The sequence below is a fragment of the Enterococcus eurekensis genome (genome assembly GCF_042654605.1).
In the GTDB taxonomy this organism is placed as follows: domain Bacteria; phylum Bacillota; class Bacilli; order Lactobacillales; family Enterococcaceae; genus Enterococcus_I; species Enterococcus_I eurekensis.
Window position 1 is genome coordinate 1 of sequence record NZ_JBHSGT010000005.1, and the last position, 21,662, is coordinate 21,662.

Sequence of the window (21,662 nt, forward strand, 5' to 3'; positions counted from 1 at the left end):
GCCTAAAATCTATGAAAGCAATGAAAACAAATCTACTTATCACTTGACTTAATACCACAAGACTTAATTAATAACGATGGAAGCCTTCAACAGGTAACACAAACACCGTTGCCCCTCCAACTTCAACTTCCACTGGATAAGGGACTTGCCCATCTAATGACATATCTAAAGACATTGTACTTGATAAATATTGGCTACGTGATTGACACGTTTTCTTAATTAACTCTAAGGTTTCTTGTACACGGTCATCTTCTACACCAATAATAAAAGTACTATTACCAGCCTTTAAAAAACCACCGGTTGACGATAATTTTGTTGCACGGATATTCGCATCGATAAACTCATTTGCTAAACGGTTACTATCTTTGTCTTGAATAACTGCCATAATTAATTTCATCTGTATCATTCTCCTTTAAAGTAATTTGGAAACCTCTCTACAATTGCCGCAAAACTTTTGTCGACAACTTCTTGTAATCCCATTCGTGCATCAATTTTTGTAATGCGCTCAGGGTTTTCTTCTGCAATTTTTAAATAAGCATGGCGGACACGTTGGTGAAATTCCAACCCTTCTGAATCCAAGCGATCAATTTGATGCGTTCGGTTTTGTTGGATTCGACGTAATCCTGTATCGGAATCAACATCTAAGTACAAAGTGAAATGTGGTGTCGTTCCTTCTGTAGCAAACTCATTAATTTGTGCAATTTCGGACATTCCAATGCGACGACCCGCGCCTTGATAAGCTAATGAACTATCCACGAAACGGTCACAGATAATGATTTTTCCTTCGTTTAATGCAGGTAAGATCACTTCAACTAAGTGTTGACGTCGTGCCGCTGCATATAACAACGCTTCTGTCCGCTCGTCCATTTCTTCATTACGTGGGTCCAAAATAATTTGACGAATTTTTTCAGCAATCCGAATTCCACCTGGTTCTCTTGTCTTAATAATGCCTTCTTTTGCTATTAACTGTAATCGAGGGTATAACTCGCTAATCACACTTGTTTTACCTGCTCCATCTGGTCCTTCAATTGTTATGAAAATTCCACTCACCTTGATATCCTCCATCTAATCGATCCTGCTTAAAATTATAACTCGCGACGACCTTCCACTGCTTTAAGCAATGTCACTTCATCTGCATATTCAATATCACTACCAACCGACAAGCCGTGCGCTAAACGTGTCACTTTAATGCCTGCAGGTTTAATCAAGCGAGATAAGTACATCGCGGTCGCTTCCCCCTCAGTCGTAGCGTTGGTTGCAATAATCACTTCTTTCACCGTTTCATTATGTAAGCGACTAATCAGACTTGATAAATTAATATCTTCTGGTCCAGTCCCTTCCATCGGTGATAAAACACCATGCAAGACATGGTATAAACCATGATACTCTCGAACTTTTTCAAGTGCCATCACATCTTTTGGTTCTTCAACAACTAAGATTGTACTTTGATCTCTTGTTTTATCTCGACAAATTTCACAAGGGTCTTCTTCTGTTAAATTTCCACAAATATGACAAAAGCTTAAATCACGTTTAACACTTAGTAATGATTTAGCAAATTCATTAACGACTTCATCTTTCATTTCAATTGTATGAAAAGCTAAACGAGTCGCTGTTTTTTGACCAATTCCTGGTAAATTCATATAACTTGCGATTAATCTTGCAATTGGTTCCGGATAATGCACTATTTATTCCCCTACTTTTCTCTTAAAATCCTGGCATTCCTTTAGTGTATTTGCCCATAACAGCTTCTGTTTCAACTTCAATTTTTGTAATGACATCATTTACAGCCATTACGATTAGATCTTGTAACATTTCTGGATCTTCAGAATCAATAATTACTGGATCAATGATAATTTCTGTAATTTTCTTATCACCTGTTCCATGTACTTTAACATAGCTATTTGTTGATTCTCCAACAAATTCTTTTTCGTTTAAAGCCTCTTGAGCTTTAACCATTTCTTTTTGCATTTTTTGAACTTGTTTCATCATACCTTGCATATTTCCCATTCCACGCATCATTTGTGCATCGCTCCATTTCTGTAATTGCTTCTTTTAATCTTCTATAATTGTTGCTAAATCACCAAATAATTCTTGGGCCTTTTCCACAGCTAATTCTTGTTGGCTTTGTTGTTCTACTTGGGCAAGTTCTTCATTTGTTGTCTCAGTCGCTTCCAACTGATCATTTTTTTCTTGATTCCCTTGTAGAAATTCTTTACGTAATTCACCCCAATTTTCTTGAGGAATAAAGACAACTTTTGGTGCATAATCTTGAATGATGTTACTTAAGTGATTATGAATACCCAAACTCAACTCTTCATCATTGGCTGCTCGCTGACAAATAATTTCATAATCAAAAGCGATTACCAAACCATTAGGACTTGCTGCCTTTGGTTGACTCGAACGTAACATCGCCTTATGAGTCACCGATAAGTGGGCTAGTAATTCTTCCCATGCCATCTTGACTTGTTCTAAATTCTCACGCGTTGCCGATCGTAGTACTTCAAAAACACGTTCCCGCGGTAAACGGAAAGTGGTTGCAGTTGTTTTGTTACGTTTCGCAACTGGTGCCTCTTGTGACGTACCATTAGCAACTTTGACCCCATTTTCTTTAAGCCCTTTAAGCTCTTTTTGCAATTGTTGTACCGCAATTTTTAGCTGTTGTAACTCTTGTTGATCAACAACCTCGGAATTGCTCGTAACTATTGAGCCCGATTGAACAGGTCCGCTACTGAGTTTAACCATTGCTACTTCTAAATAAATTTTAGGGTTAGTTGTGAGTCGAATATCATTTTGCGTTTGACTGAGTTGTTCAATCCATTGATAAATTTTATTAGCTGGTATCTCTTTGGCTAATGTTTTAAAGCGTTCCGTTAAGGTACTTGATTTTTCTTCCAACAATTGTGGTGCTTGTTGGTAAATCAACAAATCACGACAATAGGAAAGTAAATTTTCCAACAAACGGCGCGCTTCTTTCCCAGAAGCCAAAATCTCATCAAGCTGTTCTAAACTTTGTGCGACATGGCCTTCATTCCAATGTAACACCAAATCATCCATCAAATCAAAGGTTAAGCTTCCAGTCACCTCTAGCGCATTGGCTAATGTAATCGTACCATCACTAAAGGAAATCCCTTGATCCAAAATACTCAAGGCATCACGCATTCCACCTTGAGCCGCATGAGCAATCACTTCCAAGGCCGATTGCTCGTAATCAATTTGGTTGGTCTGTAAAATATGTGCCAAATGTTCGATAATATCTTGCGTTTGAATTCGTTTAAAATCAAATCGTTGGGTTCTTGAAATAATCGTTGCTGGAATTTTATGTGGTTCTGTTGTCGCTAAAATAAAGATGACATTTTTCTTTGGTTCTTCTAATGTTTTTAAAAGTGCATTAAAAGCCCCAGTTGATAGCATATGTACTTCATCAATAATATAGATTTTATACATCGCTTGGGTAGGTGCGTAGTTTGCTCGTTCGCGAATGAAGCGAATCTCTTCCACACCATTGTTACTTGCCGCATCTATTTCTATAACATCTTCTTGCGTACCTGCTGTAATGCTTTGACAAATCGCACAAACATTACACGGCTCACCCTCAATTTTATTCGGACAGTTAATCGCTTTAGCAAAAATTTTTGCTGCACTCGTCTTTCCTGTTCCTCGAGGTCCAGTAAATAAATAAGCGTGGGAGATTTGATTTTGTACAATCGCATTTTTTAACGTTTGTGTCACGGCCTTTTGTCCAACAATATCTTCAAATCGTTGGGAACGCCAAACACGATATAAGGCTTGATAAGCCATCTTTTTCCACCTCATTTTTAAGTCGCTATCTATTATTATACGAAATTTATCGTAAAAAAACTACATTTTACCAAAAGTATTCCGCTTTTCTCCTTCTTTGGTCTAATACTCTTTTTTAAAAGACTTATGGTATAATGACGGTGAAATTCAAAAAAACAAACAAACTCGATTGGGGGAAGTAACATGGGATTAATTAAAGCAGCAACAAGTGCAATCGGTGGCGGCTTCGCGGACCAATGGTTAGAGGTGATTGAACCAGATAATATGGGCGACACAACGGTCTTGACAAAAGGGGTCAAAGTTCGAAAAGATAGCAAACGTGGTTCCAACCGTAAAGGAACCGATGATGTCATTACGGATGGATCGGTTATTCATGTTTATCCGAATACGATGATGTTACTCGTTGATGGTGGAAAAATTATTGATTACACGGCTGAAGAAGGCTATTTCACAGTCAAGAACAATCTAGCCCCATCCATGTTTAACGGCTCTTTAAAAGCTGCGATTTCTGAATCATTTAGTCGTTTCAAGTTTGGTGGCGTTACTCCACAAAAGCAACAAGTTTTTTATATCAATTTACAAGAAATTAAAGGAATTCGTTTTGGCACCTCTTCTCCTTTAAACTATTTCGATAATTTTTATAATGCCGAATTATTTTTACGTGCACATGGAAACTACTCCATTCAAATTACTGATCCAATTTTATTTTATACAAATGCTATTCCTAAAAATAAAACACAAGTCGATATCAACGATATTAATGAACAATATTTAGCCGAATTTTTAACTGCACTACAAACAACCATTAACCAAATGTCAGCAAACGGCGAACGTATTTCTTATGTCCCATCAAAAAGTATGGAATTAAGTAAATATATGGGGAATGTCTTAGATGATTCTTGGAGACAATTGCGCGGCATGGAAATTATTTCGGTTGCTGTTGCTAGTATTTCCTATACAGATGACTCCACAAAATTAATTAACATGCGAAATCAAGGTGCTATGTTAGGCGATCCTTCTATTCGTGAAGGCTTTGTCCAAGGTTCAATTGCTCGTGGAATGGAAGCTGCTGGTAGCAACGAAGCGGGAGCAACAACTGGCTTCATGGGTGTCGGTATGGGAATGAATGCTTCAGGCGGTTTCTTCCAACAAGCTTCTCAAAATAATCAACAACAAATACAGCAACAACAAGCACAACAACAGCAACAATCGGCAGCTCAAAGTAATGAATGGGCTTGTCCACAATGCGGTACAAAAAATACTGGAAATTTCTGTAGTCAATGTGGTACTCCGAAACCAAAAGAAGAAGCAGCTGCAACCGTTAGCGTCAAATTAAAGTGTAGTGCTTGTGGTAAGCCAGTTGAATTAGCCAACGGTGTTCCTAAGTTTTGCCCAGAATGTGGCCAACCTTTTCAAGGAGTACCCTTGGATTAGATAAGGAGGATTTTTATGGATATTATCACACATAAATGTCCCAACTGTGGGGGTGCATTAACCTTTGATCCGAGCGATCAAAAATTTCATTGCCCTTTTTGTCTGAGCGTATTTACTGAGGAAGAAGTTTCTGAATTCGAGGCCAAACAAAAAGCAGCCACTTTAGCCAGTGAGACAATACCTGAGACAAAAACCAAAACAAGTAGTTTAGATCCGCCAGCAGAAGAGACAATGCAACTCTTTCTTTGCCCTAGTTGTGGTGCGGAAATTGTAACTGACGCAACGACAGCCGCAACTTATTGTTATTTTTGTCATAATCCAGTCGTCTTATCTGGGCGATTAAGCGGGACCTTTTTACCAAATAAAGTCTTGCCTTTTAAAATCGAGAAGGAGCAAGCTAAAGAAAAATTTCTCGAGTGGGTTAGTACAAAAAAATTCGTTCCATCCGACTTTTATAATGAAGAGCAAATTGAAAAATTAACTGGTGTCTACTTCCCTTACTGGGTTGTTGACGCTAAAGGGCAAGGTCAATTATCAGGCTCGGGAACATCAATTCGTGTTTGGCGAGTTGGCGAGCTCGAATACACTGAGACCAAACAATTTTCGGTCCAGCGTCAGGGCGATTTTCGCTTTAAAGACCTTGTAAAAAATGCCTTATCAAAAAATGTCCAACAAAAAATGGTGGAAAGCGTCCAGCCTTTCCCCTTGGAAAATGCCATTGACTTTAAAAACCAATATTTAGCAGGATTTCAAGCGGAAAAACGTGACATCGAATACCAAACACTGGAAAAAGATGTTGAAAATGAACTCAAGGATTATGCCGGTTCTTTACTCAAAAATTCAGTCAATACGTACACAACATTTCGCGAAAGCAGTCGAGATCTTTCCCTCGATTCTATTGAGAAAAATTATATGCTACTCCCCGTTTGGCTAGTGACTTATCGCAGCCCAGGTTCCGATGATGTCTTCTACTATGCGATGAATGGCCAGACCGGTAAAGTTAGCGGGATTTTACCAATTAGTTACAAAAAATTAAGTCTTGTTTCTGGTGGTATTTTTGCCATCCTCGCAATCTTGCTGATGATTGGAGGTTATTTCATATGAGTTTTCGGAAAAGCCTGAGTGCCTTTTTACTACTCTTAAGCTTCCTATTCTTTAGCTTGCCAGTGCATGCAGCCTCACCGACTGTCAATGATGAAGTGGGATTATTTACAGCAGAAGAAATCAATGCAATGAATCAAATGGCCAGTGAAATCAACCAAGAAATCAAAGGAGAAATCTTTGTTGTGACAACGACAAAGAACAGCGAATCTCCAGAAAATTTTGCTGACAACTATTTACGCGATCGAGTGGGTAACGATAACAATGGCGCTGTTTTACTCTTAGATATGAGTCAACGAGAAATTTATATTTCAACTTCTGGCAATATGATTGATTATTTAACGGATAGCCGAATTGATAGTATTTTAGATAGTGTTTATGATCAAATGGTCGATGAAAACTATGGCGCAGCAGCCCTGAATTATTTTACCATGGCACAAGATTACATTACTAAAGGTGTTCCCGGTGGGCATTACCGTGTCGATCGTGAGACTGGAAAAATCACGCGCTATAAAGTCCTAACTGGTTTTGAGATTTTCATTGCTCTGACAATTGCTTTAATCAGTGCTGGTGCCTTCTTTATCTTTATAAAATCACGCTACCAATTAAAATCAGGCACCTATACTTACCCATTTAAAGAAAAATCAAATTTAAAGTTAGTTTCTAAAGAAGACCGACTCGTCAATTCATTTGTGACGACTCGACGTATTCCAAAACCGCCCACCAATTCCGGTGGCGGTGGTGGTGGTAGCACGACCCACTCAAGCGGTGGTGGCACATTTGGTGGTGGAGGTCGCAGCTTCTAGTAACGTCTTAAAGACAATATTTATTGAATCGCTACTTCTTTACACTAACGACGAAACATTCATACAAGTAACATAGACTCAGAGTAGAGGATATTTTCACCCTCTATTCTGAGTCTTTTTCTAGGTATTCTTGACGTTTATCACGAAAATTATCAGAAAATATCGACAATATTTTTCAACAATGCTATACTAGTTAAAATCAAAAAAGGTTGTGAATAAATGGAGAAGAAAATAAATTGGAAAGAGTTAGGTTTTAGTTATATCAAAACGCCTTGGCGTTTCCTTGCAAAATGGTCAGATGGTCACTGGCAACCAGGGGAATTAACAGGCGACAATCAATTAAAAATTAGTGAAGCTTCTACTGCCTTGCATTACGGACAACAATGTTTTGAAGGATTAAAAGCATATCGGAGAAAAGATGGCGGGATAAATCTGTTCCGCCCCGATCAAAATAGTCAACGCTTAAATCACAGCGCGCAACGCCTTTACATGCCCGAAGTTCCAGAAGAACTGTTTATTGAGGCTGTCATGCAAGTCGTAAAGGCGAACCAAGAATATGTCCCTCCTTATGGCACTGGTGGTACACTTTACATTCGCCCATTGCTAATTGGTGTTGGCGATATGATTGGTGTCCAACCAGCACAAGAATATATTTTTACAGTCTTTTGTATGCCCGTTGGTCCTTATTTTAAAGGTGGGTTAACACCGACAAACTTTATCGTGTCTAATTACGATCGAGCTGCCCCAAATGGTACTGGTTCGATTAAAGTCGGAGGCAACTATGCGGCAAGTTTATTACCTGGTCAAGAAGCCCATGCAAAAAATTTCTCGGACTGTATTTACTTAGATCCCCAAACGCATACGAAAATTGAAGAAGTCGGTTCAGCCAATTTCTTTGGGATTACTAAAGATAATGAGTTTGTCACACCGATTTCACCATCCATTTTGCCGAGTATTACGAAATATTCTCTGCTTTACTTAGCAGAACATCGTTTAGGCTTAACTGCAATCGAAGGTGACGTCTTTGTCGATGACTTAGACCGTTTTACAGAAGCTGGTGCCTGTGGGACAGCTGCTGTTATCTCGCCAATTGGTGGTATCCAATACAACGATGACTTCCACGTTTTCTATAGTGAAACCGAAGTTGGACCGATTACCAAAAAATTATATGAGGAACTAACCGGTATTCAATTTGGTGATATCAATGCACCGGAAGGATGGATTCTTTCAGTCATTTAATATCAAAAGCAGCTATCTAGAAGAGGAACTTCTTCGCTAGATAGCTGCTTTTACTATAAAAAAGAGTTAAAATCCTTAATTAATAAGGATTTTAACTCTCGAACAATTCAATAGAATTATTTAACTGTTACAGATGCGCCAACTTCTTCTAAAGCTGCTTTTAATGCTTCAGCATCTTCTTTAGAGATGTTTTCTTTAACTGCTGCAGGAGCGCTATCTACTAAACCTTTAGCTTCTTTCAAGCCAAGACCAGTTGCTTCACGAACTGCTTTGATAACTTTAACTTTTGAGTCACCAGCTGATGTTAATTCAACTGTAAATTCTGTTTGCTCTTCAGCTGCAGATGCACCTGCTGCTGCTACAGCTACAGGAGCTGCTGCTGATACGCCAAATTCTTCTTCGATAGCTTTTACTAAGCCACTTAATTCTAAAATTGTTGCGCCTTTTAGCTCTTCAACAATGTTTTCAATGTTCAATGCCATTTTAATTTCCTCCATTTAATGAATGTTTTTTTTGTTTTTTTATGCAGCGATTAAGCTACTTCTTCTTCTTTGCTCTCGATAACTGCGTTGACAGCGTAAGCCACGTTGCGAACTGGCGCTTGTAATACAGATAAAAGCATTGATAAAAGACCTTCGCGGTTTGGTAATTTTGCCAAAGCGATAATTTCTTCCAATGAAGAAACTTTTCCTTCGATTACGCCACCTTTAATTTCTAATGCTTTTGCCTCTTGTGCAAATTCGTCGATGATTTTCGCAGGTGCGACAACATCTTCGTTACTGAAAGCAACAGCAGTTGGACCTGTAAACACTTCGTCTAAACCTTCTAAACCTGCTGCTTTCGCTGCACGTGAAAGAATAGAGTTTTTGATAACTTTGATCTCAACGCCAGCATCACGCAATTGTTTACGTAAACGAGTTACTTCATCAACAGTTAAACCACGGTAGTCTACGATAACTACTGAAGCTGCTGCTTTGAATTTTTCGGTTACTTCTTCAACCAATACGGCTTTTTTAGCGATAATTGCTTCACTCATTATTAATTTCACCTCCTGATTTTGATGGAAGAGTTCTTTGTAAAACAAAAAACCCTATGCCACCGTAGACATAGAGGGACTATTGAATGTTTTCCATCAATAAACGTCCTCGGTAGGAATTATGACTTGCGTCACCTACTGTCTTCGGTACAGTTAACTATTAACCTCAGCTATCTTATCATAGGAAAGATAGCTGAGTCAACTATTTTATTATTAAATTAAAATGAGTTTTGATCTACATGAACACCAGGACCAAATGTTGTAGTCACAGAGATGTTTCTCATGTATTGACCTTTAGCTGCTGCAGGTTTTGCTTTAACTAAAACATCATGGATTGTTCTGAAGTTTTCAACTAATTTTGCATCATCAAATGATACTTTACCAATTGGAACATGAACGTTTCCAGCTTTGTCAACACGGTAAGTTACTTTACCAGCTTTAACTTCTTCAATCGCTTTAGTAACATCCATTGTTACAGTACCAGTTTTAGGGTTAGGCATTAAACCTTTAGGACCTAAGACACGACCTAATTTACCAACTTCAGCCATCATATCTGGAGTTGCTACTACGACATCAAAGTCGAACCAGCCACCTAAGATTTTTTGAGCTAAGTCGCCTTCGCCCACGAAATCAGCGCCAGCAGCTTCTGCTTCTTTTGCTTTTTCGCCTTTAGCGAATACTAATACAGATTGTGTTTTACCAGTTCCGTTAGGTAATACTACTGCACCACGGATTTGTTGATCCGCTTTTTTAGGGTCTACATTTAGACGGTAAGCAACTTCAACAGTTGCGTCAAATTTTGCGATGTTTGTTTCTTTAGCTAATGCTACTGCTTCTTCTAATGAATAAGCTTTTGTTGCGTCAACTTTTTTTAATGCATCTTGCATTTTTTTGCTTTTTTTAGCCATTTTTGTGTTTCCTCCTTATGTGGTTATAGCGGTAGAACCTCCCACGTATCTGTGTTTTTCAATACAGTGTCAACTGAGAAGCTACTTCTTTAAGGTCTGTAGAATTATGCTACAGTGATTCCCATGCTTCTTGCAGTTCCTTCAACCATGCGCATTGCTGCTTCAACAGTTGCTGCGTTTAGGTCTTCCATTTTCAATTCAGCGATTTCTTTGATTTGGTCGCTTGTTACTGTTGCAACTTTATCTTTGTTAGGAACGCCTGAACCTTTTTGGATGTTTGCTGCTTTCTTTAAAAGAACAGCTGCCGGTGGTGTTTTTGTTACGAATGTGAATGAACGGTCTTCGTATACAGAAATCACTACTGGAATAATTAAACCTGCTTGGTCTGCTGTACGAGCGTTAAATTCTTTAGTGAATCCCATAATGTTAACGCCTGCTTGACCTAATGCTGGCCCTACTGGTGGAGCTGGTGTTGCTTTACCTGCAGGAATTTGCAATTTAACGATTTTTTCTACTTTTTTTGCCACGAGACATACCTCCTTGAGTCCGTGATGTGGTTAATTGGAGATACAAATTTCTCCTCCCACTTAAAACTTACGTGTGCATAGACTAAACGCACACTCAAAACATTATAGCAGAATTAATTTAAATTTCAACTATTTAAACTACTTTTCTAGAATTTCTTTTGTCAGGCGCTGCGCAGTTGGTGTCACTGCTAAGCCCCCTTCGGCTGTTTCCTTAAAAATACTCGGCATTTGGCGTCCTACCCGGTACATCGTTGCAATGACTTCATCGACTGGAATGACACTTTGAATGCCGGCTAAAGCCATATCGGCTGAAATAAACGCTTGTGACGAGCCTAAAGCATTACGCTTAACACAAGGAACTTCAACTAATCCCGCAACAGGATCACAAATTAAACCCATCATATTTTTTAAGGTCATCGCAATTGCCTGTCCCGCTTGTTCTGCTGTTCCACCTTTAGCCAAAACAAGCGCTGCAGCCGCCATCGCACTCGCTGATCCTATCTCAGCTTGACATCCACCTTCTGCACCCGAAATGGAAGCATTATTAGCCATGACTAAACCAAAAGCACCCGCAGCAAACAAGAAATCGAGCTGTTGACGACGACTTAATTGTAATTTTTCACGACAAGCCATCAAGACACCAGGTACCACACCGGCACTTCCCGCTGTCGGTGTCGCACAAACGAGTCCCATCTTGGCGTTGACTTCATTCACTCCGATTGCATTACGAACTGCTTTTAAAATTAAATCACCGCTTAAAAAATCAGCTGTTTCTAAGTATTCATCCATCCTTTTCGCATCGCCGCCTGTCAGACCTGTTACTGAAACCACACCGGCAACGCCCTCAGCGACAGATTGCTCCATAACAGTTAAGTTGCGTTCCATCAAGTCAAGAATCTCTTCTTTTGTTCGACCAGTCATTTCGATTTCAACTGCAATCATTAATTCCGCAACTGAATCGTACTTGGCACTTTGATCAACTAAATCTTCTACTGAATAAAACATTTATCTTTTGCCCCTTTATTCAAAATATGAAGCGCTATAGATAGAATCTATTTGCTGGATTTTTTCTAAAAATGAATCTTGACGTTCATCAGTCTCAATAATCATGATGGCCTTTTCGCCTTTTGATTCTCGCGTAACTGTCATCGTTCCGATATTGACTTTAGCTTCCGAAAATAGTTGCGTCACTTTCGCAATCATTCCTGGAACATCTTGATGAACGATAATAAAAGTTGGTGTCCCTAAAGATAATGAAAGTTTGAATCCATTCACCTCAGAAATTTGAATATTTCCGCCACCAATTGAAATGCCTGTGACAGTTAACTTATGCTCGCCCTTACTAACTTTTAATTGCACCATATTCGGATGTTCTGCTTTTTCTTTTTTGGGAATAAAGCCGACCTCCATACCTGATTCATAGGCAATCTTTATAGAATCAGCTAAGCGTGGATCATCGGGTTCCATGCCTAATAAACCACCGACTAAAGCAATATCTGTTCCATGTCCGCGATAAGTTTTAGCAAACGATTCATATAAATAAATATCTACACTGTCTGGTAGCATGCCAAAAATTCGCCGAACAACTTTTCCGATTCTAGCTGCCCCTGCTGTATGTGAGCTACTTGGACCAATCATAATTGGACCGATAATATCAAAAACACTACGATATTTTAATTGCTCCATTTCAACACCTCCCTTTCTTAATACGTGCGTTATCACAACTCACATTACATTAACGCGAAGCCTTTCACATAGCAATAGAAATTATCTCTTTTTAATCAAAATTCAGAATTTTTTCATAAAAGAATGAAATCGTTCACTTAATCGATTTTTGGTCACAAAAAAGCCATCAAGTAACATTCTTGATGGCTTATCCAATCATTAACTTAATTGTTCAATTTGATCAAAGTCAAGTTCGGTACTTGTTTCACGACCGAACATTTCAACGTTAACTTTTAATTTACGTTTTTCATCGTCGATTTCTGTCACTTGTCCTTCTAAACCAGCAAAAGCACCTTCAATAATTTTGATTGTTTCGCCTAAAGATAAGCTCAATTCAACATTGCGGATATTCATTCCTAATGATTTCAAGATTGAATTGATTTCTTCTGGCAATAACGGTGCCGGTTTACTACCTGCTCCATGTGAACCTACGAAACCAGTCACACCTGGCGTATTTCGAACAACATACCAAGACTCATCTGTCATTGTCATTTCAACTAAAACATAACCTGGGAAAGTTTTATTAATTACTTCTTTTTCTTTACCATTTTTAACTTCTTTCGTCGTTTCTTCTGGTACAACGACTCTAAAAATATAGTCTCCCATTCTCATGCTTTGTGCACGGGATTCAATATTCGCTTTTACACGATTTTCATAGCCTGAATACGTATGTAAGACATACCAACTTTTTTCAAAAGATTCCATTTTTTTGGCTCCTAATCTTATTTTCTTCAACACAAACTAAAAAAACCTCGATGATTCGAAGTTTTTTCTCAACAATATTATAGCACCTGAATCACATTTTTACTAGCGATAGCTTTGGATTTCTATTTTAAAATCCAACTAAAGACTGTTTGAACACCAGTATCCATCACGTAGAAAAGAATCGCAAAGATGATAGACGTTTGAATAACGATCATCGCATCGCGACGCAATTGTTTGCCTGTAGGCCATGTTACTTTTTTCATTTCTTCTTTCACACCACGGATAAATTTCATCGATTAACCCCCTACTTGGTTTCTTTATGCACCGTATGCTTTTTACAATATTTACAAAATTTATTAACTTCTAATCGGTCTCCCTTTTTACCCTCGTTAACTGATTTCGAGTAATTACGAGAACCACAGATTGAACAAGCTAAGGCTGATTTTCTAACTGCCATAAGACGGCCTCCTTTAGAGCTTTACAAATAATCATTACGCTAAATTTATCATGATTTTGAAAAACTGTCAATTCGAACTAGGACTTTCCTTATTTTTATGATATTATAATTAAGTTAAAAATAGATGAAATTTGGAGGAGTATACATGCTATTGGCGTCTGCCGTTATAAAAAGAGATTCTTTAACCATTATTAATGAATCTCAAACGTTAGCTGAAGCGTTAGAAATTTTAGAAACATCCGATAATCGCTGTGCCCCAATATTAGATGATACTAATCTACTATTTAGAGGGAATATTTATAAGATGCACTTATACCGTCACAAGTCACAAGGTGGCGATATGAATTTACCCGTTACTTACTTATTGAAAAATGCTACGAAGTTCATTTATGAGAATGCTTCTACTTTTAATATCTTATTCACCTTACGTGATTTACCTTATATTGCTGTTTTAGATGAACATCAAACATTCATCGGTATCTTGATGCATGAAAAAATGCTTGATTTTTATTGGCATGAACTAGGAATTGAAGACGGCCATTGTCTCCTAACGGTCGAAACGCACGGAAAACCAAACGATATTGCGACTATTACAAAAATTGTTACCAAGTATTCACCTTTAGTTAATTTATTCTTATTGAATTCCACAACATATCCGAATAGACAAGAAATATCAATGACTTTTCCTAAACAAACAGAAAAAGAAGTTCTTGAAAAAATTATGAATCGCTTGGAACGAAAACAATTCCACACGTTGAAATTGTCTAAAATTTAAAATACCTACCTACGGACTCTTCGATTGGTCAGTAGGTAGGTATTTTCATTTTTTATATGCGTTACAAAAACCAAATATTTTGAGTATTTGGTTGTAACGTAAAATCAAAAGCATTTTGTTCAATGACTTCTCCATCAACTTGGCAAAACTGTTGAGTCGTTGAAACAATCCGTAACTTATTGGTTGAAAAATGGATAAAATCCTTTGATTTTTCTTGCTTTTTAAATAGTAATAAAAAAATCAACTTAAAGATAATGAAAAAAGAATGTTTTTCGACAACGACACACTCAAATTCTGGTGATTGACTGTCAGCCATTGGGGCAAGTGGAATGCCCCCACCTAAATAGGGATGATTAGTCATCGTACATAAAAAAGTCTTTTTGAAATTTAACTCTTGGCCATTTGCTTCAATTAGTACTGGGAAACCTTTTTGTTTAAAAAGTGCTTTGAAAATCGGAAAAATATAGACAAATGAAGATAAAAATTGTTTCTTCTCTGTTTTCGTCGTTTGATAGACAATCACGCCATCAATTCCAATACCTAAACTATTGATTACAACACCTTTTTTCCCAGTTATTTGTTCATGGTAAGAAAATATATTAATTTTTTGCGGTCTTTGAGCTTTAATAATTTGCCAAAAAGCTTGAACTGGATCAAGTGAGATACCAAACCCTCGTGCAAAGTCATTTCCTGAGCCTGCTGGGATATATGAAACAGGCGCTTGAGACTTTAAGTAATTCAAACGCTCGACGACTTGGTGTAACGTCCCGTCGCCTCCAACAACAATTACTAAAGGAAAAGTCACTGCCTCATCACGTTCTTCTTCACGCCAAGCACGTAAAGTCGATTGATTCAATTCATCAATAAAGGCAATTTCATGTCCAGGAAATTCTGTAAAATAAGCGGTATAATGAAATTGATATTTTTTTAACAACTCAATAATAATATCGCTATGTTTCTTGCCCTTACCCCCACCAGAAGCAGGGTTAACAATTAAATGATAATGGAATTTCAAATCCTTAACCTCGTCATCTCTTAAGTCTTTCTTAATATTATACCACGAATTATTTGATAGCAATAAAAAAAGACATAAAAATAGAATCCGATGTTCGTAGTTTTGACGTCTCTTGAATTGCTTCAAGCTTAATTGTTTCTTAGACGTACCTACTCTTTACGCTAGAAGGTTCTTATGTCCACTTCATCATGACGTATTCATCGGATCCCTATTCAATTAGTAAGGAGTAACTCAAATTCCCACATCCTCTTCGTGTATTTTTCAAGAGATTCACAACAATTCTTTTCTTGTAGCACCTATATCGGCTACCTTACCGGGAATTCCTATGACTCCTTACACTTATAATATAGCACATTCTCAAAAATATGCAAGCGTTTACATATGTTCGTTAGTAAGAAATATTTTCTTTAATCTTTTCTTAAATATTGTTATACTATCCGAGGATAAGGAGTGACACAATGAAATTTTACCATCTAATCGGTTTTTCAACTTTACTGTTAATTGTTGAATTTACGCTACTTCGTATATTAAAAATCGATTTATCAACGATTACTCGTTGGATTTTTGTACTTCTTCAAGGATTCACACTTTTATTTTACGCCTCCGCTATTTTATTATATACCATTGGAAGAACGCGTAAAAAGTGGGTCCGTAAGCAACAAGCAAACAATCATTATAAAAATTATTAATTAAAAGGTCATTTGACACGTCTCTTTATAAAGGTTAGAATAAACGCTGTGTCAAAATGCGGTTCATCAACCATCCCGCATCATCAAAACTTGGAGAAAGTAGGTATAGGAAATGAGTCAACAAAAAAATGGTGTAAAAACACTAGCAGCCAACGCTATTGTGATGGCTTTGTATATTGTATTAAGTTTAGTTCTTCCCTTTTCATCAGGTGCTATTCAATTTCGCTTATCAGAAAGTTTGAATCACCTTGTCGTATTTAATCGTAAACTACTATGGGGAGTACTAGGAGGCGTAATTGTTTACAATTTACTCTTTGGTTTCGGCCCCTTGGATGTTTTATTCGGCGGTGGTCAAACCTTACTGGCCCTTGTCTTAACCGCAAGTTTACAAAAATACGTTCCAAATATAAAAATGCGTTTAGCTTTAAACACACTTTTTTTCACTGCGAGCATGTTTTTAATTGCCATCATGTTAACAATCACAGCAGAGTTACCATTTTGGATGACTTTTGGAACAACGGCTTTAAGTGAATTGATTATTATGAGTATTTCAGCTCCAGTGATGTACTGGATTAATAAAACTGTACGGTTCGACCAACAAATTTAATTCCTAAAAGGATAAAAACTCCACGACAATAACTGTCGCGGAGTTTTTTTATCTGTTGATGGATAATTTTTATTTTCTCATAAAATCATAAGGCGAGAGTTCTTCCATTCCGATCATCGGATCAACTTGTTGCTGTATCACCATTTGACTCGTTAAGTATGTTGGTAACGTTTCTTGTTCCTTTTCAGCATTTCTTGGCGTTGACTCTGTAATCTCAATTTGAGAAACTGGACGTTTCAATGTTTCATCGACTACTTGGGGTAAAACCTCAAAAATCCGTTCCTTCAATGAGGTTTGACGTATATGCGATTCTTGTTGAATACTCTGTTGATAAGCACTCGGTTCACCTAATAAAATTAATAGCTCTTTACTACGAGTAACCGCCGTGTAGAGTAAATTACGTTGCAACATGCGGCGGTATTGATGAACCATCGGTAAAATGACCATTTTAAATTCACTACCTTGGGCTTTATGAATGGAACAACAATAAGCTAAGGTAATCTGTTGCCATTCATTTCGCGTATAGCTAACTTCTGTTAGATCAAAACGAATCAGTAATTCATCCACTTTATCTTCAGAATCTTTCGCATAAGTAATCCCTACAATTTGTCCCATATCACCATTAAAAACATTTTTCTCCGGCATATTTTGTAATTGTAATACTTTATCACCAATCCGATAAGCGATGTCATTGAAGCGGACTTCTTTCTTTTTACCATTATCATTAGGATTAAAAATATTTTGCATCATCTGGTTCAGTGCATTAATCCCAGCGACACCACGATACATCGGCGCTAAGACTTGAATGTCTTGAGGGGTAAACCCCTTATTTTTAGCCTTAGTTACAATGCTCGCAATAATTGGTTCGATTTGATGGGCTTCACAAGCAAAATAAGAGCGGTCTTTTTGATTTTGAGTTAAATTACTTGGCAGTTGACCATTCTTAATTTCGTGAGCTAAAGAAATAATACTCGAACCATCACCTTGGCGATAAATCTCCGTTAATTCTTGTTTAGGAATCGCTGTAATTTCTAATAAATCATGTAAGACTTGCCCGGGTCCCACAGAAGGTAATTGATCCTTATCCCCGACAAAAATCACCTGCATCCCTTCAGGTATCGCTTTTATTAAGGTGTTAGCTAACCACGTATCGACCATTGACATCTCATCGACAATTAAAAGTCCACCTTCTAAATCTTTCGTTCCTTCTTCCGGTGCCCGTTCACGATTATTTAAACCCAAGAGACGATGAATCGTGCCACTTGGTAAACCTGTTGTCTCGTTCATTCGCTTAGCTGCTCGGCCAGTTGGTGCAGCTAATAAAATGGGGAAAGGTTCATCTGGATTTTTCTTAATATCTAAATCAATCTCATGAATCTCGGCGAACATCTGGACAATCCCATTAATAACCGTTGTCTTCCCCGTTCCTGGGCCACCCGTTAAAATAAATAATGGAGAAGAAATTGCGGCTTTAATCGCAACTTCTTGTGATTCCCCATATTGAATGCCTAATTTCTTTTCGATTTTTCGTAATGTCTTTTCAAGCATGGCGTCTTTATAATCATACGATTCTTGCTCATCCATTAAACGATGAATTTGTGTAGCAATCCCGACTTCAGAAAAATAAAGACTATTTTCAAACAAACGTGTTCCTTCTTGTTTGATTTTCCCCTCTTCGACAAGCTCAATGACACAATCAGCCAAGGATTCTGGTTTTATCTCCACTCGACGACTTGTCTCAAGTAATTGAATTGTACTTTCTAACAAGTTTTGGGCCTCAATGTACGTATTTCCACTTTGTAACGCAAGTGCTAAAATCTGATAAAGAATCGCTGCTCGTAAGCGTCTAGGCGATGTCGCTTCAATTCCTAAATTTTCAGCAATTTGATCGGCTTTCGCAAATCCTATTCCTTCTATATCCTCGACTAAACGATAAGGATTTTCTTCAATGATTTCCAAAGCTTCGTTTTGATACATTTTGTAAATGGCGAAAGCAAAATGACTCGTAAATCCGTAACGGTTTAGGCCGATAATCACTTGGTCCATCCCATAATTCAGACGAATCGTTTCCACTAACATGTCGCATTTCTTTTGGTTTAATTGTGGAATTTGTTCTAAGATGGTTGGATTTTCTAAAATTTGATCAATCGCCGTTTCACCAAAAGCTTCCACAATTTTTTCGGCTGTTTTCTTACCGATACCTGGAAATTTATCACTTGAAAGAAAAGCGATTAAACCATTTTCGGACGTCGGTTGCTCTTTTTGATAAGTTTCGACTTTCATTTGTTTACCATATTTCGGATGTTCAACAAAGTCACCGAAAAAGCGATACAATTCATCTTCTTGAACGTCACCAAAATTACCGGTTACAACAATCTCATCCTCAATGCCATTTGTATTGGTCTCGGTTACTTTGACTAAAATGACTTTATAAAAATTCGATGGATTTTGAAAAAAAATAGCGACAACTTTGCCGACGATATAATTTCTTTCAGACATTGTTGTTCGCTCCTTTATTATTTATTGATTAATCTAGTTTATCATTTTCATAATGATGATTCAATTCTAATTGCGGGAATCCTTGTTGACGCAACGCTTCATAGACAATCATACATGCTGTATTTGATAAGTTCAATGAGCGAACATGCTCGTCGTTCATCGGAATTCTCAAACACTTCTCTTCATTTTCTCGCATAAAGCTTTCCGGCAAGCCTGTTGTCTCTTTGCCGAAAATAAAAAAGTGATCTTCATTATCGTTATAATTCACTTCACTATAGACACGATTCGCAAATTTTGAAATTAAGTGCAATTGACGCTCCCCAACAAAAGCTAAAAATTCTTCCAAGTTTTCATGATAGTAGATTTCCACATCGTGCCAATAATCGAGTCCTGCTCGTTTTAATTGTTTATCATCAACTGAAAAACCTAGTGGCTTAATTAAATGTAGTGGTGTATTCGTTGCAGCACAAGTTCGTGCAATATTTCCCGTATTTGCAGGGATTTGTGGTTCGAATAAAGCAATGTGATTCATCATTGTCCCTCTTTTTCTGTAAATTTTCATTTGTGTAAAATTTTGAAAAAAAAAACGTAGCAACTCGGTGTCTAGCACGGCGAGTTATTACGTTAGTGAAGTATTTATCACTAACTTTTATCAGAACAGGATGCTGATAAAAACCAATGAAAAATGACTTGTTCTTAATATACCACTTGAATCTGTGTAATTCAATAAATTAATATTAGATTTTTCACATAATCTTCATTTTTCACTACAAAAATTCACCAATTAAAATTTCTAAGTCGATTGTAATCTGTTTTAGCGGATTTTTTTGAACTTGTGCTTTATTTTCAGGTGAAACGCCCCACTCTAATGGTGACATTTCTAATAATGATAAACGACAATTTTCAGGGATATCAAAAGTATATTTCAATGTTTTTCTTGTGATTTTCGTAAAAGTTTCTTGAAATTTATCAATGACGGCTTCATTAGAATAATGTTGCTTCGTTTCATCTTCCGGGTAAAAAGCTTGACGCAGTTCTTTTAAATACTCACTTCCAGGAACAACTTTGATAACTTTACCTCCTGGAACAAGGACACGTTTAAATTCTTGGTAATTGGACGGCGAGAAAATATTCAAAACTCTCGTAAAACTCCCCATTTGAAAAGGTAAGTTGGTTAAGTCGGCCACACACCAAAATAAATTTTCACCGTAATCAGAAGCGAGGTAAATCCCTTCTTTCGAAATATCAAACCCTACGCTTGGTTTTAATTGAGCGCTAGTCGCTAATTGGCTTAGAAAACTGCCTTCCCCACAACCAACATCTAAGATACGTTCACCTTCACAGTATGGCGTTAATACGTCAATTAATGGTTGGTACATGCCATTCATAATTAACTTTCGACGATGTTGAAACATCGCTTGATTATAATCTGTTTGAACTTGATGTTTTAAAAAATAGGGCGTTCCCTTTTTCGATAAATCAAATCGGTGACCATTAGAACAGACTAACGACTTTTCTTTTGCTGTTAATTGTTGGTGACACATGGGACAACGAAACAATTCTGATTCTTTTTGAATAAACGCCGCTGCGCGATCGATTTTCTTTAACACTCGGCCATCTCTCCTTTACTTTCGTTCTTACTTTAGCACATTTTTATGCTAAAATGAAATTAACTAAAAAGAATAGTTGAGGAGCGAATTAAATGTTAAAAGAATTTTGTGCAGAAAACTTTACTGATATTCCCGCAGCAATTGCGCAAGGAGTTAAACGAATTGAACTATGTGATAACTTAACCGTTGGTGGGACAACACCTAGTGCTGGCGTCATAGAAAATACCATTAGTTACGCTCACGACCATGGCGTGCAAGTCATGACGATTATCCGTCCTCGCGGTGGTAATTTCATTTATAATGACTATGAACTAAAAATCATGGAAACGGATTTAGTTGAAGCGAAAAAATTTGGCACCGATGGGGTTGTCATTGGCTGTTTAACTGAAGATGGTTGGTTAGACGAAGAAGCACTAGAGGTCTTGATCGATCGTGCAGTTGGTTTACAAATTACCTTCCATATGGCTTTTGACGCCATGCCTACAGAAATGCAATATGAAGCAATTGATTGGTTAGCAGAACATGGTGTTGATCGAATTTTGACCCACGGTGGCGCTGCTGGAACGCCAATTAGTGATAACTATCAACATTTAAGAGAATTAATTTCTTATGCCAATGAGCGTCTTATCATCTTACCTGGTGGTGGCGTAAACTTTGAGAATGCCGCTGAAGTCGCTGAAGTTCTAGGTGTGACTGAAGTTCATGGAACAAAAATCGTCAATATTTAATGA

General features: G+C 37.5%; 26 protein-coding genes and 1 other annotated feature. Of the genes, 8 read left to right on the top strand and 18 right to left on the bottom strand.

The genetic code is table 11. From position 1 onward, the window contains the following. Positions 1-67 precede the first annotated feature (67 nt). Genes ACFO3L_RS00360 through dnaX form a run of 5 tightly spaced genes read right to left on the bottom strand, consistent with a single transcriptional unit; the run spans position 68 to position 3,798 of the window. Entirely contained in the window at positions 68-397 is a 330-nt protein-coding gene (locus ACFO3L_RS00360) for a cyclic-di-AMP receptor (protein WP_379962804.1), read from the bottom strand. A gap of 5 nt (positions 398-402) precedes the next feature. Then, positions 403-1,050 (bottom strand): dTMP kinase, encoded by a 648-nt coding sequence (gene tmk / locus ACFO3L_RS00365; RefSeq protein WP_379962805.1) that lies wholly within the window; start codon positions 1,048-1,050, stop codon positions 403-405. Between the two features lie 35 nt (positions 1,051-1,085). After that, entirely contained in the window at positions 1,086-1,682 is a 597-nt protein-coding gene (gene recR / locus ACFO3L_RS00370; RefSeq protein WP_379962806.1) for a recombination mediator RecR, read from the bottom strand. Positions 1,683-1,704: 22 nt separating this feature from the next. Next, positions 1,705-2,019, bottom strand: coding sequence for a YbaB/EbfC family nucleoid-associated protein (locus ACFO3L_RS00375; protein WP_379962807.1), 315 nt, complete (start codon positions 2,017-2,019; stop codon positions 1,705-1,707). A gap of 33 nt (positions 2,020-2,052) precedes the next feature. Continuing rightward, positions 2,053-3,798 (bottom strand): DNA polymerase III subunit gamma/tau, encoded by a 1,746-nt coding sequence (gene dnaX, locus ACFO3L_RS00380; protein ID WP_379962808.1) that lies wholly within the window; start codon positions 3,796-3,798, stop codon positions 2,053-2,055. Positions 3,799-3,981: 183 nt separating this feature from the next. On the opposite strand from dnaX, the gene ACFO3L_RS00385 reads away from it, so the two are divergent. The 4 genes from ACFO3L_RS00385 (at position 3,982) to ACFO3L_RS00400 (ending at position 8,378) form a co-directional block, all read left to right on the top strand. Next, the gene (locus tag ACFO3L_RS00385) at positions 3,982-5,232 is read left to right on the top strand and encodes an SPFH domain-containing protein (protein WP_379962809.1); all 1,251 of its coding nucleotides are present in this window, start codon (positions 3,982-3,984) and stop codon (positions 5,230-5,232) included. A gap of 15 nt (positions 5,233-5,247) precedes the next feature. Beyond that, a complete protein-coding gene (locus tag ACFO3L_RS00390) occupies positions 5,248-6,336 on the top strand; it encodes a TFIIB-type zinc ribbon-containing protein (protein WP_379962810.1) in 1,089 nt (362 codons plus the stop codon). Continuing rightward, complete coding sequence (locus ACFO3L_RS00395) at positions 6,333-7,139, top strand: TPM domain-containing protein (protein WP_379962811.1); 807 nt, start codon at positions 6,333-6,335, stop codon at positions 7,137-7,139. The genes ACFO3L_RS00390 and ACFO3L_RS00395 overlap by 4 nt, the downstream gene beginning before the upstream one ends. Before the next feature lie 219 nt (positions 7,140-7,358). Further along, entirely contained in the window at positions 7,359-8,378 is a 1,020-nt protein-coding gene (locus ACFO3L_RS00400; protein WP_379962812.1) for a branched-chain amino acid aminotransferase, read from the top strand. Between the two features lie 116 nt (positions 8,379-8,494). Here ACFO3L_RS00400 and rplL read toward each other — a convergent pair whose 3' ends face one another. The 9 genes from rplL to rpmG form a co-directional block, all read right to left on the bottom strand. Further along, entirely contained in the window at positions 8,495-8,860 is a 366-nt protein-coding gene (gene rplL, locus ACFO3L_RS00405; protein ID WP_379962813.1) for a 50S ribosomal protein L7/L12, read from the bottom strand. 50 nt (positions 8,861-8,910) lie between these two features. Beyond that, positions 8,911-9,414, bottom strand: coding sequence for a 50S ribosomal protein L10 (gene rplJ, locus ACFO3L_RS00410; RefSeq protein ID WP_379962814.1), 504 nt, complete (start codon positions 9,412-9,414; stop codon positions 8,911-8,913). Between the two features lie 36 nt (positions 9,415-9,450). Continuing rightward, positions 9,451-9,580, bottom strand: a sequence feature (ribosomal protein L10 leader region). A gap of 52 nt (positions 9,581-9,632) precedes the next feature. Beyond that, positions 9,633-10,322, bottom strand: coding sequence for a 50S ribosomal protein L1 (gene rplA, locus ACFO3L_RS00415; RefSeq protein WP_379962815.1), 690 nt, complete (start codon positions 10,320-10,322; stop codon positions 9,633-9,635). A 104-nt stretch (positions 10,323-10,426) separates the two neighbouring features. Continuing rightward, entirely contained in the window at positions 10,427-10,849 is a 423-nt protein-coding gene (gene rplK / locus ACFO3L_RS00420; protein WP_379962816.1) for a 50S ribosomal protein L11, read from the bottom strand. A gap of 138 nt (positions 10,850-10,987) precedes the next feature. Beyond that, positions 10,988-11,854, bottom strand: a complete 867-nt coding sequence (gene sdaAA / locus ACFO3L_RS00425; protein ID WP_379962817.1) for an L-serine ammonia-lyase, iron-sulfur-dependent, subunit alpha — start codon at positions 11,852-11,854, stop codon at positions 10,988-10,990. Between the two features lie 15 nt (positions 11,855-11,869). Further along, a complete protein-coding gene (sdaAB, locus tag ACFO3L_RS00430) occupies positions 11,870-12,535 on the bottom strand; it encodes an L-serine ammonia-lyase, iron-sulfur-dependent subunit beta (RefSeq protein WP_379962818.1) in 666 nt (221 codons plus the stop codon). Between the two features lie 198 nt (positions 12,536-12,733). Further along, the gene (nusG, locus tag ACFO3L_RS00435; protein ID WP_379962820.1) at positions 12,734-13,279 is read right to left on the bottom strand and encodes a transcription termination/antitermination protein NusG; all 546 of its coding nucleotides are present in this window, start codon (positions 13,277-13,279) and stop codon (positions 12,734-12,736) included. A 122-nt stretch (positions 13,280-13,401) separates the two neighbouring features. After that, positions 13,402-13,572, bottom strand: a complete 171-nt coding sequence (gene secE / locus ACFO3L_RS00440; RefSeq protein ID WP_379962821.1) for a preprotein translocase subunit SecE — start codon at positions 13,570-13,572, stop codon at positions 13,402-13,404. Between the two features lie 11 nt (positions 13,573-13,583). After that, complete coding sequence (gene rpmG, locus ACFO3L_RS00445; RefSeq protein ID WP_379962822.1) at positions 13,584-13,736, bottom strand: 50S ribosomal protein L33; 153 nt, start codon at positions 13,734-13,736, stop codon at positions 13,584-13,586. Between the two features lie 145 nt (positions 13,737-13,881). On the opposite strand from rpmG, the gene cbpA reads away from it, so the two are divergent. Continuing rightward, the gene (cbpA, locus tag ACFO3L_RS00450; RefSeq protein WP_379962824.1) at positions 13,882-14,511 is read left to right on the top strand and encodes a cyclic di-AMP binding protein CbpA; all 630 of its coding nucleotides are present in this window, start codon (positions 13,882-13,884) and stop codon (positions 14,509-14,511) included. A gap of 61 nt (positions 14,512-14,572) precedes the next feature. Here cbpA and ACFO3L_RS00455 read toward each other — a convergent pair whose 3' ends face one another. Further along, a complete protein-coding gene (locus ACFO3L_RS00455; protein WP_379962825.1) occupies positions 14,573-15,526 on the bottom strand; it encodes a diacylglycerol/lipid kinase family protein in 954 nt (317 codons plus the stop codon). Positions 15,527-15,984: 458 nt separating this feature from the next. Between ACFO3L_RS00455 and ACFO3L_RS00460 the strand changes: the two genes are divergently transcribed. Both ACFO3L_RS00460 and ACFO3L_RS00465 read left to right on the top strand, forming a co-directional pair. Next, the gene (locus tag ACFO3L_RS00460) at positions 15,985-16,215 is read left to right on the top strand and encodes a hypothetical protein (protein WP_379962826.1); all 231 of its coding nucleotides are present in this window, start codon (positions 15,985-15,987) and stop codon (positions 16,213-16,215) included. A 112-nt stretch (positions 16,216-16,327) separates the two neighbouring features. After that, positions 16,328-16,822 carry a QueT transporter family protein gene (locus ACFO3L_RS00465; protein WP_379962828.1) on the top strand — a complete coding sequence of 165 codons (495 nt, stop codon included), beginning with the start codon at positions 16,328-16,330 and terminating at the stop codon, positions 16,820-16,822. A gap of 69 nt (positions 16,823-16,891) precedes the next feature. Here the strand turns inward: ACFO3L_RS00465 and recD2 are convergent, their stop codons facing one another. The 3 genes from recD2 to ACFO3L_RS00480 all read right to left on the bottom strand — a co-directional run bounded on the left by recD2 (position 16,892) and on the right by ACFO3L_RS00480 (position 20,931). Beyond that, complete coding sequence (recD2, locus tag ACFO3L_RS00470; RefSeq protein ID WP_379962830.1) at positions 16,892-19,321, bottom strand: SF1B family DNA helicase RecD2; 2,430 nt, start codon at positions 19,319-19,321, stop codon at positions 16,892-16,894. A gap of 28 nt (positions 19,322-19,349) precedes the next feature. Beyond that, positions 19,350-19,856, bottom strand: coding sequence for a tRNA (uridine(34)/cytosine(34)/5-carboxymethylaminomethyluridine(34)-2'-O)-methyltransferase TrmL (trmL, locus tag ACFO3L_RS00475; protein ID WP_379962831.1), 507 nt, complete (start codon positions 19,854-19,856; stop codon positions 19,350-19,352). 232 nt (positions 19,857-20,088) lie between these two features. Further along, on the bottom strand, positions 20,089-20,931 hold the full coding sequence (locus ACFO3L_RS00480; protein WP_379962832.1) for a putative RNA methyltransferase: 843 nt from the start codon (positions 20,929-20,931) through the stop codon (positions 20,089-20,091). A 92-nt stretch (positions 20,932-21,023) separates the two neighbouring features. Here ACFO3L_RS00480 and ACFO3L_RS00485 point away from each other — a divergent pair, with 92 nt between their 5' ends. Next, entirely contained in the window at positions 21,024-21,659 is a 636-nt protein-coding gene (locus ACFO3L_RS00485; protein ID WP_379962833.1) for a copper homeostasis protein CutC, read from the top strand. The last annotated feature ends 3 nt before the right edge of the window (positions 21,660-21,662 follow it).

Coding starts and splice junctions, on each gene's coding strand:
- ACFO3L_RS00360 (WP_379962804.1), bottom strand. CDS start 397: ATGAAATTAATTATGGCAGTTATTCAAGACAAAGATAGTAACCGTTTA.
- ACFO3L_RS00375 (WP_379962807.1), bottom strand. CDS start 2,019: ATGATGCGTGGAATGGGAAATATGCAAGGTATGATGAAACAAGTTCAA.
- dnaX (WP_379962808.1), bottom strand. CDS start 3,798: ATGGCTTATCAAGCCTTATATCGTGTTTGGCGTTCCCAACGATTTGAA.
- ACFO3L_RS00385 (WP_379962809.1), top strand. CDS start 3,982: ATGGGATTAATTAAAGCAGCAACAAGTGCAATCGGTGGCGGCTTCGCG.
- ACFO3L_RS00390 (WP_379962810.1), top strand. CDS start 5,248: ATGGATATTATCACACATAAATGTCCCAACTGTGGGGGTGCATTAACC.
- ACFO3L_RS00395 (WP_379962811.1), top strand. CDS start 6,333: ATGAGTTTTCGGAAAAGCCTGAGTGCCTTTTTACTACTCTTAAGCTTC.
- ACFO3L_RS00400 (WP_379962812.1), top strand. CDS start 7,359: ATGGAGAAGAAAATAAATTGGAAAGAGTTAGGTTTTAGTTATATCAAA.
- rplL (WP_379962813.1), bottom strand. CDS start 8,860: ATGGCATTGAACATTGAAAACATTGTTGAAGAGCTAAAAGGCGCAACA.
- rplJ (WP_379962814.1), bottom strand. CDS start 9,414: ATGAGTGAAGCAATTATCGCTAAAAAAGCCGTATTGGTTGAAGAAGTA.
- rplA (WP_379962815.1), bottom strand. CDS start 10,322: ATGGCTAAAAAAAGCAAAAAAATGCAAGATGCATTAAAAAAAGTTGAC.
- sdaAA (WP_379962817.1), bottom strand. CDS start 11,854: ATGTTTTATTCAGTAGAAGATTTAGTTGATCAAAGTGCCAAGTACGAT.
- sdaAB (WP_379962818.1), bottom strand. CDS start 12,535: ATGGAGCAATTAAAATATCGTAGTGTTTTTGATATTATCGGTCCAATT.
- nusG (WP_379962820.1), bottom strand. CDS start 13,279: ATGGAATCTTTTGAAAAAAGTTGGTATGTCTTACATACGTATTCAGGC.
- secE (WP_379962821.1), bottom strand. CDS start 13,572: ATGAAATTTATCCGTGGTGTGAAAGAAGAAATGAAAAAAGTAACATGG.
- rpmG (WP_379962822.1), bottom strand. CDS start 13,736: ATGGCAGTTAGAAAATCAGCCTTAGCTTGTTCAATCTGTGGTTCTCGT.
- cbpA (WP_379962824.1), top strand. CDS start 13,882: ATGCTATTGGCGTCTGCCGTTATAAAAAGAGATTCTTTAACCATTATT.
- ACFO3L_RS00460 (WP_379962826.1), top strand. CDS start 15,985: ATGAAATTTTACCATCTAATCGGTTTTTCAACTTTACTGTTAATTGTT.
- ACFO3L_RS00465 (WP_379962828.1), top strand. CDS start 16,328: ATGAGTCAACAAAAAAATGGTGTAAAAACACTAGCAGCCAACGCTATT.
- recD2 (WP_379962830.1), bottom strand. CDS start 19,321: ATGTCTGAAAGAAATTATATCGTCGGCAAAGTTGTCGCTATTTTTTTT.
- trmL (WP_379962831.1), bottom strand. CDS start 19,856: ATGATGAATCACATTGCTTTATTCGAACCACAAATCCCTGCAAATACG.
- ACFO3L_RS00485 (WP_379962833.1), top strand. CDS start 21,024: ATGTTAAAAGAATTTTGTGCAGAAAACTTTACTGATATTCCCGCAGCA.